We start from the raw sequence: 14,817 nt of genomic DNA on the forward strand, positions 1-14,817 counted from the left end.
AGAGGCCTTGCTCACGTCCTAATACCAAGCAAGCACCACTATCCATCAATTAAAGCTGTGTGAACAATCGGGCCTTTTCCATCTCTCCACTGAGATCTCCCAATACCGACATCAGACCCGATAGATCATTGCCAAACCGCTCAGACACCAAGGGCGGAAACTCCGCAATCACTGGATTGCCGGCATCACCGAAGCCCAGGGTACGAACGATCTGGTTGGCGGCAAATACCGCCTCGCACATACCATCACCGAGATCTTCAGCCCCATGCTCAGGGTGATGGTGATGATGAATGGCGTGCGCCAAGGCTGGGGGTAATTTCCATACCTCAGCCAGGCGTCCGCCAATCTCATCATGACTTATCCCTTGGCTCTCCAGCTCTACTTCATGCAAACTACGTTCTTGCTCTGCCGCTTGATCCAGGCAGAGACGGAACTCATCGGATTTGAACTGCGCCAGCACGACTTTACCAAAATCGTGTAGCAATCCGGCCACAAAGAAATCCGTGGCATCCTTATCCGGAACCCCCAGGTGTGTCGCCAGCAACTTGGCCACCGAAGCCACACCCAGCGAATGGGCGAGAAACTGATTCATATCCAACCCTGCCTTGTTACTCTTGGGCAGCATGCCTATGGCGGCAATCGACAGGGCCAGATTCTTGATGGTGTTGATCCCCACATAAACCACACCGTGGTTGATTGAGTTGATCGGGCGTGACAGACCAAAGTAGGCGGAATTGACCAGTTTCAGCACCTTCATGGTCATCACTGGATCGTGCTCGATGACCTGAACCAAAGCTTTGGGGGCACAATCGGGACGGGAGGCCAGATCCAGCACCTTGGTCACCCCCTGGGGAAACGCAGGCATCTGTTCGACCAGGTCGGGTACTTCTGTCGCGTCAATCGCCATAAGCCTGATATCCCCCATGTAAGAGACTTAATCTGAATCCGTGGGTTGTAGTTTAACTCTACCGCCTTTGCCATCGGCGTCAAGCCAAGGCTGGTAATGGATAAGAGATAAACCCGCTGGTCTATAGAATAGTATAGAGAGACATCTTGCCCTGTTGACGTAATAGCCCCTCTCCCTTGTAGGGAGAGTGTGATCATCAAGCGATTGATGCAACTGAAAGAGTAAGACGCATTAACTCATCAATCCTATTGATGTGGATTGTGTGTGTTGAGCGTGCTGTGGATACTCCCCCTCTCCCGCAAATGATTTACTTAGGGCCTGTTAACACTAATCCAATACGCCCTGTTGTGCATGAAAAAGCGCCAATCAAGGTGCGAGGAGCGTAGTTTGGTTGTTCCAAATGAGTGACAAGCAACGCCGAGTGGCGCTTTTTCAGGCGCAACCCGAAGGGCAGGGTCTGTATTTGATTAGTGTTAACAGGCCCTAACAGGCACCTACTGCCTAAACCTAAAAATATGTAAGGTTATTTGCCACTATACACATCATAGTGATAACCATCATTACAGCCGTTGGACGTGTCCAGTTCCCATATGAACATTCGTCTCTATTCCCCACAGAACGAAATCACCCCGATTTACACCATCTCTCTCGATGGGTATCCAACCGGCGTCAAACCAGACAAGCAGGGACCATTGGCCTATTCAGCTCAAACATTGACCATTCAAAAACGGATGGGCAAATAACTTTTACCAAGGGGAACCACCAGACTAAATCCATCACCCAAATAGGGGTTCCCTCCATTACAAAGCGGTGAATATGCGCATATTATATAAACACAACAACAGACCCATCATACTCTGACTTATTGCGCAGGATGAATGGTGTTCATACAAATGGGATGCCTATGAAAAACACAGAAAAATCGCTCATTCAACAGATGAGGATTACGGATTTTGAGATCACCAGCCGCAAAAGTCTGTTCTCCATCTCTGCTAAAGATGCAGAGAGACTTAAAAAAGCCAAGCCCTATATCGAGGCTGACCTGAACTCCATCGTCGAAACCTTTTACAAGTACCAGACCGAGGTACCCGACATCGCCCTGCTGATTGGTGATGCCGATACATTGAGTAGACTGCATAACGCACAAAAGGCTTACATCACCGATCTGTTTTCAGGCTATTACGATATTGAATATGTAAATAATCGCTTGCGAATCGGCATGGTTCACAAACGTATCGGCGTGGAACCCAAACTCTACCTGGCTGCCATTCTGACCCTCAAACAACTGCTCATCACTCACATCAAAGATAGCGTTCCAGCTGAAGATGACCCGGGTGCCGTCATAACAGCACTGGAAAAATTATTGATGCTCGATGTGTCGCTGGTATTTGACACCTATATACGAAGCCTGATTTCTGAAATTGAAATCGCCAAAGACAAATCCGAACAATATGCCAGTGCACTTGAAGAGAAGGTCAAAGAGCGTACCAAGCAACTTGAACTGCTATCAAGAACCGACCCTCTTACCGGACTGCTGAACAGACAGCATTTCGATGAAATATTGACCCAGGTACTGCGTGCCGCACAACGGCGAAATGAGCCGCTTACCGTCGCCTATGTCGACATCAATGACTTCAAGAACATCAACGATACACAAGGCCATCGACAAGGAGACGAAATACTCCAGAGAGTCGGCAGAGGCCTGAAGAGCAGTAGCCGGACTGATGATTTCTGTTTTCGTTACGGTGGCGATGAGTTTTGCATCATCATGCCGAACTGTATCAAACAGGAAGCGAGTAATGCCTGGGAAAAAAGACTCAGTGAAGCCCTGGAACAACAGCCAGACAATCCCAAGTTGAGTATCGGCTATGCTCAGACCGGTCCGGATGACTATATGACCCCTGAGCAACTGCTTCAAATGGCTGACGAGGAGATGTATCGCTCCAAGAAACTGGCAAAAACAGGCGCTGGTTAGTTGATACGGTAAACTGAAAACCCTCAGAACAATCTTCTGAAACAAATCATCCAATACGCCTTCATAAGCAGTTGTTACGATTCTCTAAGTATTAGATTCCATATCTCCAAACAAGCAATTCATTTGGATGATCCTTCCTGACCAAACACCCTTTGACAAAATGCCAGCGGCACACAGCAGACCTCCGCCACCGGTGAGGAACTCTCAAGCATGGCCGCATCGCTACAACAGATGGTGGCGGCGTTCCGTATCTCGTCGACTAAGCCCATTACGCTGTTTTTATCCAGACTCATTCGGTCTCTATCGTCAACATAAATATGACCGAATCGCAACCAGCTTCATCCACTCCAAAAACGCACTACAGATAAGAGCCAGTTAATTCAAATCAGAGCTTGAGCTGTCTATAACTTCATAGTTGATACTCTCCATTGATGGCTCAATACCATCTTTGCAAACTCACTTTTGGAGATACTCATTATGAAATCAAATTTCGTTAGCAAAAAAATCTGGATTGAAATCTTTCAAGCCATTGGACTCACGGATTCCAAAATGCAACAGTGGCACCAGGAATTCGAGCGTAGACATCCTGACGGTCATCAGGAATTTCTAGAATGGATTGATATTTCTGCTGAAGAGATCACTAAGATCCGTTCTGCCTAATTCACTCTGCACATGGAATAGGTTAAGAAAAATTGTCATTCCATGTGCTCTTGATTGGAAAAACTCATGCTTACAGTCGGACAGGTTGCAAAACGATTTCAATTATCCAGGAGCACACTGCTCTATTACGATAACAAAGGTGTATTAAAACCGAGCGGTAGAAATCATGCCAACTACCGGGTCTATTCAGCTGAGGATATCAACAAACTCGAGCGCATCATTCTGCTCAGAAACGCAGGTATGCCCCTGGCCGATATTTCTCTTTTAATCGATCAGAGTTTCGATGAGATTGAAAACGCCCTGGAGAGTCGTCTCTTAACCATAAATAGAGAGATTCAGACCCTAAGAAATCAGCAACAGGTCATCATCAACCTGATCAGCAACCGGGACAACCTAAGCAAAACCCGTATCGTTACAAAAGAGAGGTGGGTTGATATGTTAAGCGCCGCCGGGCTCGATGAATCCGGCATGTGGCTTTGGCATCGGGAGTTTGAGGCCACTTCACCAGAGGCCCATCAGGACTTCCTTGAATCCATCGGCATCAGTCAGGCAGAGATCGAGATGATCCGGAAAAAATCCAGATCGGCACTCAAACCCTGATCATCTCAAGGTCATGTTTCAAGACCTGACTGCCAGCCAGGCTCCATAATATTGTCACGACTCAAATAAACCCTGACTATCACCATGAACGACACACTACAGACCAACAAAGACAACGCCATCAGTTTTTATCGCATGGCCTACCTGGGTAATCCTGCCAAAGCGGTGGATCTCTACGTCGGTGATCACTATATACAGCACAACCCGTTGGTCGGTAACGGCAAACAGGCCTTCATCGACTATTTCACCGAAATGGCAGATAGCTATCCGGAGAAAAGCATCGAGTTTGTCAGAGCCGTAGCTGAAGGTGACCTGGTTGCCTTGCATACCCATCAGAGCTGGCCTGGCGATCAGGAGTATGTCACGATGGATTTCTTCCGTTTCGATCAGGCAGGAAAGATCGTCGAGCACTGGGATTCCATTCAGCCAATACCGCAGAAGAGTAAGCATGGAAACCCGATGTACTGATCGGGGGGGTCGGGCGTCAGTCGGCCCTCAAGCCCAACCAATCGGAAGAAATGAGTTGTCAGTTACTGTAGAGGCTCACTTCTACTCGCTGGTTTTGTGCCGCCACATCATTCCACTCACCAGCAGTTGAGGCATCATAAGCTGCTGGATAGGGCATCAACGGTTCATCAAAACCGTTGCTGAAAAGTATGATCTCAACCGCGCCACCACTCCTGGCCAACTCCACATTGATGTAGTTGGCGAAAGCAACGGACTGATCATTCAGCCACTCGTTGTTGCTCCGGTTGTCGATCGCATAGACACACTCGCCCAATGCCATTTCACGGGGCGCCACTGCAATCTCACCCGCCGCATTTTTGCGTAGACAGAAGTTACCGTGGTTTGCCCTCAGCTCCAGGGTACCCTGAAAACCCGACTCTTTCAGTTGCCCCACAAGCTCCGACAACCAGAGGGCCCGCTGATCATCAAACGGACGCTCTCCATAGGCAAATTCAGCCCCCTGATTGGCCGTCCATTCGATCAGTTTCAACGGCAACACAATTTCCGTCTGCGTCTCCTCCTCCTGAGCTTGTTGCGGCCCATTGAGTTGGGCTGCCAGCTGCTCGATTCTGTCATTCTGTTGCGCAATCATCTCTACCAACTGTTTGTCGCCGCTGGTAGAGGATGGCAACTCCTGCCCGTTGAGGCCCAGATAGAGCAGCGCAACGGCTGCCAGGGCAGACACGCCGCCCAATATGCCACCCATGAAAGCTCGTGAGCCACGCGCACTCTGCTCCTCCTGCATGGCTTCCAGCTCATACATTTCGCTGTGCAACTCGGCAAACTGCTTATCGAGTCTCTGCTGCATCCGCTCTTCCGACATGCTCTGCTCACGGCGGAAAAAGCGCTTCAGTGACTCTCCGGCTGAGAGACTCTCCTGAAAGCTATCCAGAGGCAGTCCGACCATCTCCACTTTGGCAGGTTTATGACGCTCATGGTCGCTGATCGGGTGGACATTATCTGTACGCACATGACGACGCACTGAATCCAACCCCTCATTTTTGAAGTCGTGCACCAGTGAGTCCTGTTCCGGCATCAGATGCAGGCTGCTGAGAACATCCTCGAAATCCTGGGCTTCGAGCTGTTTTGGCAGTACCCCGACAGCACCCAGCGCCCGCGCCTGACTGAGCGCCAGCCCACCCTCTTTGGAGGTGTACATCATCACCGGGATAACCGCTGTGTTTGGATTGGATTTAATGACCTTGAGTGCCTGAAAGCCATCCATACCAGGCATCTCATAATCCATGAAAATCGCATCCGGCGCATTCTCATAGAGATAGTCGATGGCCGCCGCCGCAGACTCTCTTGCGTCCACTGTAATGCCATACTTCTGCAGCTTGCTAGAGAGCACTTGCCGAGCGGTTTTCGAGTCATCGACAATGAGTGCTTTTTTTGTCTGAGATCCCGTCACGACGCCAATCCTTTCCCCTGTTGTTTCTAGGTATGCTATTTCGGCAAACTACATGATAATCCATAGTACAAGCCGTACGATTTGAACGTCGGCCCGTTTAGGAACCTCTGAATAAGTCTGGACCGAACAGATTGTCGATCAAAATGTGCCGATTCAAGGCGCAGATCGCACGTAATAGCCCGCTATTGCGAAGATCTGCAATGCAGAAGCGGTGCATTTTGGCAACAAGATGTCGCTTCAGACTTGTTCAGAGGTTCCGTTACTCAACTATATCCGACATAAACCATTAGAGGAAATATTCCTATGGAAACCTTGACACAGGAAAAGTGTGAGGCCTGTCGCGCTGACGCACCAAAAGTCAGCGATCAGGAGCTTGCTGAGCTGATTCGCGCCATTCCGGATTGGAATATCGAGGTTCGGGACGGAATCATGCAGTTGGAGAAGGTCTTCCCCTTCAAAACCTTTGTAGCCGCACTGGATTTCACCAACAAGGTGGGAATTCTGGCCGAGGATGAGGGCCATCACCCTGCCCTGCTGACCGAATGGGGAAAGACCACGGTCACCTGGTGGTCGCACAAGATCAAAGGCCTGCACCGCAACGATTTCATCATGGCGGCGAAAACCGACCAGTTGTATAGTGGATAGGCGGCAAAAGATTAATTAAAGCGCGGCAAGCCACACCTGAATCAACGGATGATCAGGAGAGGGCATCCTTCATCTGCTGCTCCTGCTTACGCTTGTACAGCTCGATCTCCGCCTTTTTACGCATTTCGAGGATATCTCTCCGCTGTTTGACACGCTTCTCCACGGCACGCTCTTTGAGCGGAATGGTGACGTCGCCGAACAGCACCTGTTTCAACAGCCTGACGCCAAACTGCATCAGTGCCAGATCCTCTTTCTCAACTGTCTCATAGAAAGCGTCTTCCATATCGTATGAAGCTTTGAATGGGTCAGCCAGCACAAATCGTCGCAACCGATCCAGATCGTAGCAACACATGAAGAAGAACTGCAGACTGGTATCGGAGGGGCGACCGATGGTGGGTCCGGCCGATCTCTTTTTCAGCATCAGCTGCAGCCACTCCCGGTTGACCTGGTCGTAGAGCCCGGTCTCCTGCTCATCCCGATAGTCGTCGACGGCGATCTCACACGCTTCCCCGTGACCTTTGCAGTGATCCTCCTGAATCAGAAAATAGCGGGTCTCATCCTCTGGGGCATCCACCTCCTTCAACGCCATATGACCGATCGGATAGTAGCGGCAGGCAGTTGGACGATCCTTGTAGACGCTGCAACCTTCGTCGCTAACGAAATGACAGGCACCGCCATGATCGGTGCGCAACTTCACACCCGGTACCCCATCCTTGTCCATCTCGAAGGGAACCGTGTGATTTTTGAGGAATTCTGTGGCACTGATCCCCAGATTCTCTTTCAGACGCAATATATCGTAAGGTGTGAGTTGAATATCCGCATGTTTACAGCAGGCATTGAAGCAGGATATCCCCTTATGGCAATTGAATTTAATCTTCGCACTTGGCTCCAGAACCGCAGGTACGAAACTGCTCTTGTAGGGAATATCGAATTTTTCACTCATCATGGATCTCCGATATTTGCATCGACGGATTCGCCGAATGACCATCCGGGAATGCGGCGTATTGTCTGGGTAGAAGAGATTTGAGGTTTCTCAACCCTAACGACCCACGCCAAAAAGACAGAAAAAGCTCCAGGGCGATCCGCAGTTACTTAAACAGCTTGGACTTGTCGACGAGATCGACATGGGCACGCTTGAAACACTTGTAGGTCTTACTCTCTTTGTCGTAGACAGAGTTGACGAAACACTTCCAGTTCTCTTCATCGACAAAGTTCTTATCCATGCGGTAATAGAAACCGGGATAACGGGACTCTTGACGGAACTGAATGTGTTTCATGTGAGCTTCCGCAGTCAGGATTCGATGGTAGTTCTCCCAGGCACGCAGTAGCTCATGGAGATCTTTCGCACGCATCTTGAGCGCATCCTCTTTGAGCATATTCAGCTTCTGCTCAGCCAGTGCGAGCATCTGCTCGTTGGTGGTGTAATAGGTAGAAATACCGGCAACGTACTCATCCATAACCTTCTGCAGGCGGAACTGCAGCATACGAGGTGTGATGTAGTGGGGATTAACATCGATCGCCGTGGTGTAGTCCTTGTGCTCAAGGAAGTTACGCACCGGACGGTAGATCTCTTCGACCAGGGTATCGACGTCGGTATCCAACTTGGGAGTGAAATCCTTGTTGTCGATGATGTATTTGACCATCGCCTTGGCTGCCATTCGGCCTTCAGCGTGTGAACCGGAAGAGAACTTGTGACCGGAAGCGCCCACACCGTCACCGGCAGTAAACAGGCCGGAAACGGTGGTCATACCGCGGTAGCCCCAATGCCAGCCCTTAGGCAGGTGATCCGGTACGCCGGTTTCGGTCTCGTCGGTCGGCGCACCTACATCATCCGGACCGGAAGTCCAGATTCCACAGCAACCTGAGTGAGAACCCAGCAGGTAGGGTTCGGTGGGCATCAGCTCGGAATTCTTCTTTTCAGGCTCGATATTCTCACCGGCCCAGATTCCGCATTGGCTGACACACATATCGAGGAAGTCTTCCCAGGCTTCAGCCTCCAGATGTTTAACCTCGCGAGGAGAGAGGGTTTCACTGAGATTTCCCAGCGCGGTTATGGTATCCATCCAAATCGGACCGCGACCTTCGCGCAGCTCTTTCAGCAGCAGGTGATTACGCAGACAGGAAGCAGGAACGGCGGCATTTCCGTAAGGCGGGTAGTCATCCAGCATCTCCTTGTTGCGGTCCATGTAGGCCTCACCAAAAGCATTGGTAGCTTTTGACTTGAACAGCATGAACCAGGCACCGACCGGGCCATAACCGTCTTTGAACCGGGTAGGTACGAAGCGGTTCTCCATCATAGTCAGCTCAGCACCCGCCTCGGCCGCCATGGCATAGGTGGAACCGGCATTCCATACCGGGTACCAGGCACGCCCCTGACCCTCACCCACCGAGCGCGGACGGAAGATATTCACACAACCACCGGCGGCCAGAAGGATCGCTTTAGCCTTGAAGACGAACAGTTTATTCTCACGAACGGAGAAACCGACAGCACCGGCGATGCGGTTTTTGTCGTTTTTATCGTTAACCAGCTTAACGATGAAGATATGCTCTTGGATATTCTCCACACCCAGCGCTTTCTTCGCCGACTCGGCAACGATCCACTTGTAGGACTCACCATTGATCATGATCTGCCACTTACCTGAGCGTACGGGCTTGCCGCCGTCTTTCAGAAGCGTCATACCTTTTGAGCCGTCGTGACGCTCCCCGTTCTCGTCAGTTTTCCAGATGGGCAGCCCCCACTCTTCGAACAGATGTACCGATTCATCAACGTGACGACCCAGATCATAAGTCAGGTCGTCGCGGGTAATTCCCATCAGGTCGTTGGAGACCATGCGGGCATAGTCAGCAGGATCCTGGTCAGGGCCGATGTAGGTGTTGATTGCGGAGAGACCCTGGGCAACCGCACCGGAACGGTCCATAGCCGCCTTGTCGACCAGTTTGACTTTGATATCGCCGCCGGCTGCTTGCACCCAGGGAACGATTTCATAGGCGGCACCACAACAGGCCATACCGCCGCCAATCAGGAGGATGTCTACCTCTTCCTGGACAACTTCCGGATTTCCCAATTCAGCCATACCAAATACCTCGAATTATCTCTCTATCCTGAATAATCAGATTGAATCCAGCTTATTTACGAATCAGCTCGTCAGCATCACCGGCACGATAGCCGTTCTGTTCGTCATGATTGAAGAAACCGGGTTCGTCGATCTTGGCCATATCCGCAGCAGGCTTGCCAGCGTAAGGATCGATGGAATCCACAGGAGTGGTGCGGATCGGGAATTTGAAGCGCTTCATGGTGCCGTTACGGAGTTTGATGCTCCACATGATGGAGTCGGCACCACGTAGAGGCTGAACCATGGCACCGAGAGGAACGATATCGGCGTATGGACGCACTTCGATCGCCTGCTGAGGACAGATCTTGACGCACGAATAGCACTCCCAACACTGATCAGGCTCCTGATTGAACGACATCATGGCATGGCCGGTTTCTGTACCGTCGTTATCCAGCTTCATAAGGTCATGAGGACAGATATACACACAAGCTGTCATGGCCTGGCCCTTACAGCCATCGCACTTCTCGGTACGCACAAATGTAGGCATGGTGTTGTCTCCTAAGGGTTCACTGCAGTGAATCAGCTGCCGCCCAAGCAGCGACTTTAAAGCACAATCGGAAAAAAATCCCGGCGTAGGAGATTTTTATTCTCACGAATATTTAAGCCGGTGATACGCACCAGGCTCGGCCAGACCACTAAGGCAGGCGCTCATTCACAATCACTCACGCGATCTGTAGAGCGGGCGACAAACACTACTGCCTTGCCGGTCTCCAGGGACAGATAATAGACGATTGAATAGCCTATACCATTGTAAAAATTGATCTTTTACCAAGCTTAACAACTCTTGGTCGATCGCAATGAATCAGCGGCAAGGTCATATGGCCTCAGACCGGTGAAACCGATCTTCAACACCCAGCTGAACTTCTCCCCGGGATTGGGTTAGAGTGGGACTTTTTGAAACATTGCCATGAGCCACTCACACCCCCCTGAGGTCCTGTTTCTGCTCGCCACCGGCTGTCACCACTGCCCTATGGTACTGGAGAGCCTGACTCAGCAGCTCAAACAGGGCGACATCGCCCGACTCGATGCGATCAACATCGTCAACAGCCCTGAAGTCGCCCAACAGCTGGGGGTCCGTAGCGTACCCTGGACCCGCATCGGTCGCTTTGAGCTGGATGGGGTGTTGTCGCCGAAGGAGGTGGCCCAATGGGTTGAACGGGCAGCGCTTGAAACGGGTGTGGCGGACTATTTCAGTGAATCCCTGGCAGCGCAACGCAGTGATAAGGTGATACGTTGGCTGGAGGATAGCCCAGAGGATCTGCAAGCGTTGCTGGTGCTGCAGCAGAACGATGCCACCCCGATGGCGGCACGTATCGGTATCGGGGTGGTAATGGAGCAACTGGAAGGCGACCCCCGACTCAGCCACGCACTGCCGACCCTGATCACGCTCAGTCGTTCGAAACAGGCCAACATCCGTGCCGATGTAGCGCACTACCTTGGCCTGACCCACCATCCGGATGCCAGGCCTGTGCTGTTGCAGATGGCCAATGACAGCCACCCCGACGTCAGGGAGATTGCAGAAGAGTCACTGGTATTATTGAACAACGCCAGCGGATAGAGCCTCCATCCACCGAGCGGATATTTTCAGCCCGATCACAGAGCTGGTTACCAAACCGGCTGCAAGAGTGCTAGTGTGGTCGGCTTGGCACAACCCATCACAATTTGCGGAAGAGGTGTAATGGATAGACGGGAGCAGATACTGACGATGCATGCTCTGTTCATCAATCAGGTTGTCACAATCGGACAGCAGCCTGATCGCCAGGATGATTTCGAAGAGCTGCTGACGCTGGCTGAACAGAGTGGCTGGACCGACCTGACCGCCTGCATTCGCAAGATCTTCCAGCAGGGCCGACGGGATATGGAGCTGCTCAACCCTCTGGATGAAGAGGACCGGGTGATCGCCGAGGCGATCCTGCAGGGGCTGCAGGACTCCTCTACCCTGCCTGACCCCAACGCCAAGCCCGATCCTGCACTGGCGGCCCCCGGGCTGGCCTCCATGATCCATGCGGCTGGTGCCGGCAACCCTCAGGCACTGCAGATCATCGCTGAGATGGCTGACCAGATGAGCAAGGCGGGTGGACCGATGGCCCACCTTGCCGCCGTGATCAGACCCATGATCAACGGCGAACGGGAAGCCAACAAACTGTGCAAGGGGATGGACAGCCGTACCGAAAAGATGGTGCTGGGCATCCTGGATGAGCTGAAACAGCTGGACGAGGGGTAGCATGGCCAGACGCTTCATCATCATCGCCGGGATCAGCGGCTTGCTGCTGGTCACGCTGGGTGCCTTTGGCGCCCACGCACTGGAACGGGCAATCCCCGCAACCCATATGGTCTGGTGGCAGAAAGCGGTCCACTATCAGGGGCTGCACACCCTCGCTCTGTTGGCTGTCGGCGTGCTGATCCTGCACCATCCGGTTCGCGCACTGCTGCTCTCAGGCTGGCTGTTTCTGGCCGGTATTCTGCTCTTTTCCGGCAGCCTCTATGTGATGGCGCTGACCGATCTGCGCAGTCTGGCCCTGTTGACCCCGATCGGCGGCACGGCATTCATTGCCGGCTGGCTGACCCTGGTGATCGGTGCCTGGCGCCTGCCCGACCTGCACCCCCGATAACCCTTGAGCCGCCGCTGAGCAACACCACTGATGGATATTCAGGCCTTTTCAAACCGTCTGCAGAAAAACCATCGCCACTGGAACAAATGGGCGAGGCGACGGGAGATCAGCTGTTTCCGCATCTACGACCGGGACATTCCCGAATTCCCATTGGCGATCGATTGGTATGACGGCCAGGTTCATCTGCAGATCTTTGCCCGCAAGGGGATGCAACCCCTGGATCATCACCAACAGCAGCAGATCAGCGAAGCGGTCAGTGAAATCCTGCAGATCCCGCAAAGCCGGATTGCGCTAAAAACACGCCAACGGCAGCGCGGACTCAATCAGTATGAGAAGACCGGAGAGCGCGGCGAACCGATGATTGTCAGTGAGGGGGGGTTGCGCTTTGAAGTGGAGCTGAGGCGTTATCTGGATACCGGTCTGTTCCTCGACCACCGCAACACCCGCAAGCTGGTACGCGACAAGGCCGCCGGCAAGCGGGTATTGAATCTGTTTGCCTATACCGGAAGTTTCTCAGTCTACGCAGCCGCCGGAGGCGCCCTGGCCACGGTCAGTGTGGATATGTCCAACACCTATCAGGAGTGGACCGGCAGAAACCTCAAGCTGAATGGCTTCAACGGCGATGAGCATGAGCTGATCCGGGAGGATGTCTTCCAATATCTGCAACGGGCCAACCGGGAGCGTCGCCAGTTTGGCCTGATCATTCTCGACCCGCCAAGTTTCTCCAACTCCAAACGCATGGATGAGACCCTGGATATCCAACGGGATCAGCAGCGACTGATCGGTGCCTCTCTTGCTCTGCTCAACCCGAATGGAGAGCTGATCTTCTCCACCAACCGCAAAGGCTTCAAGCTGACTCCGGAACTGGCGCAGAGAGCCGGTTGCCAGGAGATCACCCAGCAGATTGTGCCGGAGGACTTCAAGCGTCGTCTGCCCTATCGATGCTGGACCTTTCCGGCACCTTCCGCCAATTCACCTGTCTGACAAATAATCCGGCGAACAAATCGCTCACTTTCAGCCGCAGTGAGCATGCCATGCCTTGATCAAGGGTCTGTCTGAAGTCCTGAAAGTGAATGATTTGGTCGCCGTGTTAATTGAGACCGACACTTGACGCAGCGCAAAAATTACACTCTCATAACGAGTTATAGACCGGGTCGGTTCTGATTCAGTCCAGCAGTCGAATCCACGGCGCCAGTGACTCACACACCTTCTCGAACAGCTACAACCTAAAACCTAAGCGACCTAGCAGGGATGAAGAGCCAATGCTGAAAAAAGTAGTGCTGACGATTATCGGACTGGCCGTACTGATCGGCATTCCAGCCGCAATTAAAATGCAGCAGTTCCAGGCCATGGCCGATATGCAGATGACCATGCCGCCGGAGATCGTCACCGCCGATCAGGTGAAGCGGCAACAGTGGCCCAACACCCTCTCAGCCACCGGATCCCTGGTTGCCGTTCAAGGTGTCACCGTGAGTGCGGAACTGGGCGGTAAGATCAATCAGATCGCCTTTAAATCCGGCGACCGGGTCAAGGCCGGCGACCTGCTGGTGCGACTCGACACCACGGCCGAAGAGGCACAGTTGAGATCAGCCGAGGCCGCAGCGAAGCTGGCACGCATCAATCTCGACCGTAATCGCGGCCTGCGCGCCAACAAGACCGTCTCACAATCCGATCTGGACACCTCTGAGGCCACCTACAAACAGGCCACCGCTCAGGTAGAAAATGTCAAAGCGACCATCGCCAAAAAGACCCTGCGTGCCCCCTTCTCCGGTCAGCTTGGCCTGCGCCAGGTCAACCTGGGGCAGATCATCGAACAAGGCACACCGGTAGTCACCCTGCAGACCATCGACCCGATCTATGCGGATTTCTCCCTGCCCCAGCAGCGCTTCTCCAGCGTCGCTGTCGGCAATCAGGTAAGCATTACCACCGACGCGGCCGAGGACAAAAGCTTCAGCGGCAAGATCATCGCCATCAACCCGGAGATCGATCAGGCGACCCGCACCGTACGGATCCGCTCCACCCTGTCGAACCAGGAGGAGCTGTTGCGGCCCGGCATGTTCGCCAATGTGGAAGTGATCATGCCGCAACAGGATGATGTGCTCGCCATTCCGGCCACTTCGGTGCTCTATGCCCCTTACGGCGATACAGTGTTTGTCATCGATACCACCAAGGATGAGGCAACCGGCGAGAAACAGAAAACCCTGCGCCAGCAGATCATCCGTCTGGGACAGACCCGGGGAGACTATGTATCGGTCGTCTCCGGCCTCGAGGAGGGTGAGACCGTGGTCACCAGCGGGGTGTTCAAGTTACGGCCGAACATGGCGGTGGTGGTGGACAACACACTGGCACTGGACGCCAAGCTGGAGCCAAAACCGGCCAACGAATAA

Annotated in this window: 16 protein-coding genes; 11 read left to right on the forward strand and 5 right to left on the reverse strand. The window is 52.8% G+C overall.

Features of this window, described 5'->3' with window-relative positions:
- Positions 1-49: 49 nt before the first annotated feature.
- Positions 50-907 (reverse strand): HDOD domain-containing protein, encoded by an 858-nt coding sequence (locus A3193_RS15040; RefSeq protein WP_069004108.1) that lies wholly within the window; start codon positions 905-907, stop codon positions 50-52.
- Between the two features lie 575 nt (positions 908-1,482).
- Here A3193_RS15040 and A3193_RS20600 point away from each other — a divergent pair.
- The 5 genes from A3193_RS20600 (at position 1,483) to A3193_RS15060 (ending at position 4,610) form a co-directional block, all read left to right on the forward strand.
- A complete protein-coding gene (locus A3193_RS20600) occupies positions 1,483-1,650 on the forward strand; it encodes a hypothetical protein (RefSeq protein WP_155523026.1) in 168 nt (55 codons plus the stop codon).
- A 161-nt stretch (positions 1,651-1,811) separates the two neighbouring features.
- The gene (locus tag A3193_RS15045; RefSeq protein WP_069015196.1) at positions 1,812-2,882 is read left to right on the forward strand and encodes a GGDEF domain-containing protein; all 1,071 of its coding nucleotides are present in this window, start codon (positions 1,812-1,814) and stop codon (positions 2,880-2,882) included.
- 477 nt (positions 2,883-3,359) lie between these two features.
- Positions 3,360-3,542, forward strand: a complete 183-nt coding sequence (locus tag A3193_RS15050; protein ID WP_069015197.1) for a MerR family transcriptional regulator — start codon at positions 3,360-3,362, stop codon at positions 3,540-3,542.
- 66 nt (positions 3,543-3,608) lie between these two features.
- Positions 3,609-4,142 (forward strand): MerR family transcriptional regulator, encoded by a 534-nt coding sequence (locus A3193_RS15055; protein WP_069015198.1) that lies wholly within the window; start codon positions 3,609-3,611, stop codon positions 4,140-4,142.
- Positions 4,143-4,226: 84 nt separating this feature from the next.
- A complete protein-coding gene (locus A3193_RS15060; RefSeq protein ID WP_069015199.1) occupies positions 4,227-4,610 on the forward strand; it encodes a nuclear transport factor 2 family protein in 384 nt (127 codons plus the stop codon).
- 58 nt (positions 4,611-4,668) lie between these two features.
- Here the strand turns inward: A3193_RS15060 and A3193_RS15065 are convergent, their stop codons facing one another.
- On the reverse strand, positions 4,669-6,060 hold the full coding sequence (locus tag A3193_RS15065; RefSeq protein ID WP_069003450.1) for a response regulator: 1,392 nt from the start codon (positions 6,058-6,060) through the stop codon (positions 4,669-4,671).
- 303 nt (positions 6,061-6,363) lie between these two features.
- Between A3193_RS15065 and A3193_RS15070 the strand changes: the two genes are divergently transcribed.
- Entirely contained in the window at positions 6,364-6,705 is a 342-nt protein-coding gene (locus A3193_RS15070) for a 4a-hydroxytetrahydrobiopterin dehydratase (RefSeq protein ID WP_069003449.1), read from the forward strand.
- 52 nt (positions 6,706-6,757) lie between these two features.
- Here the strand turns inward: A3193_RS15070 and A3193_RS15075 are convergent, their stop codons facing one another.
- The 3 genes from A3193_RS15075 to aprB form a co-directional block, all read right to left on the reverse strand.
- Complete coding sequence (locus A3193_RS15075; RefSeq protein WP_083218795.1) at positions 6,758-7,648, reverse strand: YkgJ family cysteine cluster protein; 891 nt, start codon at positions 7,646-7,648, stop codon at positions 6,758-6,760.
- Between the two features lie 145 nt (positions 7,649-7,793).
- Complete coding sequence (aprA, locus tag A3193_RS15080) at positions 7,794-9,779, reverse strand: adenylyl-sulfate reductase subunit alpha (RefSeq protein ID WP_069015201.1); 1,986 nt, start codon at positions 9,777-9,779, stop codon at positions 7,794-7,796.
- A gap of 52 nt (positions 9,780-9,831) precedes the next feature.
- A complete protein-coding gene (aprB, locus tag A3193_RS15085; RefSeq protein ID WP_069003446.1) occupies positions 9,832-10,305 on the reverse strand; it encodes an adenylyl-sulfate reductase subunit beta in 474 nt (157 codons plus the stop codon).
- Between the two features lie 420 nt (positions 10,306-10,725).
- Between aprB and A3193_RS15090 the strand changes: the two genes are divergently transcribed.
- From A3193_RS15090 to A3193_RS15110, 5 genes are all read left to right on the forward strand, one after another.
- Entirely contained in the window at positions 10,726-11,376 is a 651-nt protein-coding gene (locus A3193_RS15090; RefSeq protein WP_069003445.1) for a HEAT repeat domain-containing protein, read from the forward strand.
- A 120-nt stretch (positions 11,377-11,496) separates the two neighbouring features.
- The gene (locus A3193_RS15095; RefSeq protein WP_069015202.1) at positions 11,497-12,042 is read left to right on the forward strand and encodes a hypothetical protein; all 546 of its coding nucleotides are present in this window, start codon (positions 11,497-11,499) and stop codon (positions 12,040-12,042) included.
- 1 nt (position 12,043) lies between these two features.
- Positions 12,044-12,430: a DUF423 domain-containing protein gene (locus A3193_RS15100; protein WP_068988961.1), complete on the forward strand. Its 387-nt coding sequence runs from the start codon at positions 12,044-12,046 to the stop codon at positions 12,428-12,430.
- Between the two features lie 30 nt (positions 12,431-12,460).
- Positions 12,461-13,414 (forward strand): class I SAM-dependent methyltransferase, encoded by a 954-nt coding sequence (locus A3193_RS15105; RefSeq protein WP_305782042.1) that lies wholly within the window; start codon positions 12,461-12,463, stop codon positions 13,412-13,414.
- A gap of 278 nt (positions 13,415-13,692) precedes the next feature.
- A complete protein-coding gene (locus A3193_RS15110; RefSeq protein WP_069015204.1) occupies positions 13,693-14,817 on the forward strand; it encodes an efflux RND transporter periplasmic adaptor subunit in 1,125 nt (374 codons plus the stop codon).

Source organism: Candidatus Thiodiazotropha endoloripes (genome assembly GCF_001708965.1).
Classification (GTDB): Bacteria; Pseudomonadota; Gammaproteobacteria; order Chromatiales; family Chromatiaceae; genus Thiodiazotropha; species Thiodiazotropha endoloripes.

Coding starts and splice junctions, on each gene's coding strand:
- A3193_RS15100 (WP_068988961.1), top strand. CDS start 12,044: ATGGCCAGACGCTTCATCATCATCGCCGGGATCAGCGGCTTGCTGCTG.
- A3193_RS15090 (WP_069003445.1), top strand. CDS start 10,726: ATGAGCCACTCACACCCCCCTGAGGTCCTGTTTCTGCTCGCCACCGGC.
- A3193_RS15110 (WP_069015204.1), top strand. CDS start 13,693: ATGCTGAAAAAAGTAGTGCTGACGATTATCGGACTGGCCGTACTGATC.
- A3193_RS15075 (WP_083218795.1), bottom strand. CDS start 7,648: ATGAGTGAAAAATTCGATATTCCCTACAAGAGCAGTTTCGTACCTGCG.
- aprA (WP_069015201.1), bottom strand. CDS start 9,779: ATGGCTGAATTGGGAAATCCGGAAGTTGTCCAGGAAGAGGTAGACATC.
- A3193_RS15040 (WP_069004108.1), bottom strand. CDS start 907: ATGGCGATTGACGCGACAGAAGTACCCGACCTGGTCGAACAGATGCCT.
- A3193_RS15105 (WP_305782042.1), top strand. CDS start 12,461: ATGGATATTCAGGCCTTTTCAAACCGTCTGCAGAAAAACCATCGCCAC.
- A3193_RS15050 (WP_069015197.1), top strand. CDS start 3,360: ATGAAATCAAATTTCGTTAGCAAAAAAATCTGGATTGAAATCTTTCAA.
- aprB (WP_069003446.1), bottom strand. CDS start 10,305: ATGCCTACATTTGTGCGTACCGAGAAGTGCGATGGCTGTAAGGGCCAG.
- A3193_RS15055 (WP_069015198.1), top strand. CDS start 3,609: ATGCTTACAGTCGGACAGGTTGCAAAACGATTTCAATTATCCAGGAGC.
- A3193_RS15070 (WP_069003449.1), top strand. CDS start 6,364: ATGGAAACCTTGACACAGGAAAAGTGTGAGGCCTGTCGCGCTGACGCA.
- A3193_RS15060 (WP_069015199.1), top strand. CDS start 4,227: ATGAACGACACACTACAGACCAACAAAGACAACGCCATCAGTTTTTAT.
- A3193_RS15095 (WP_069015202.1), top strand. CDS start 11,497: ATGGATAGACGGGAGCAGATACTGACGATGCATGCTCTGTTCATCAAT.
- A3193_RS15045 (WP_069015196.1), top strand. CDS start 1,812: ATGAAAAACACAGAAAAATCGCTCATTCAACAGATGAGGATTACGGAT.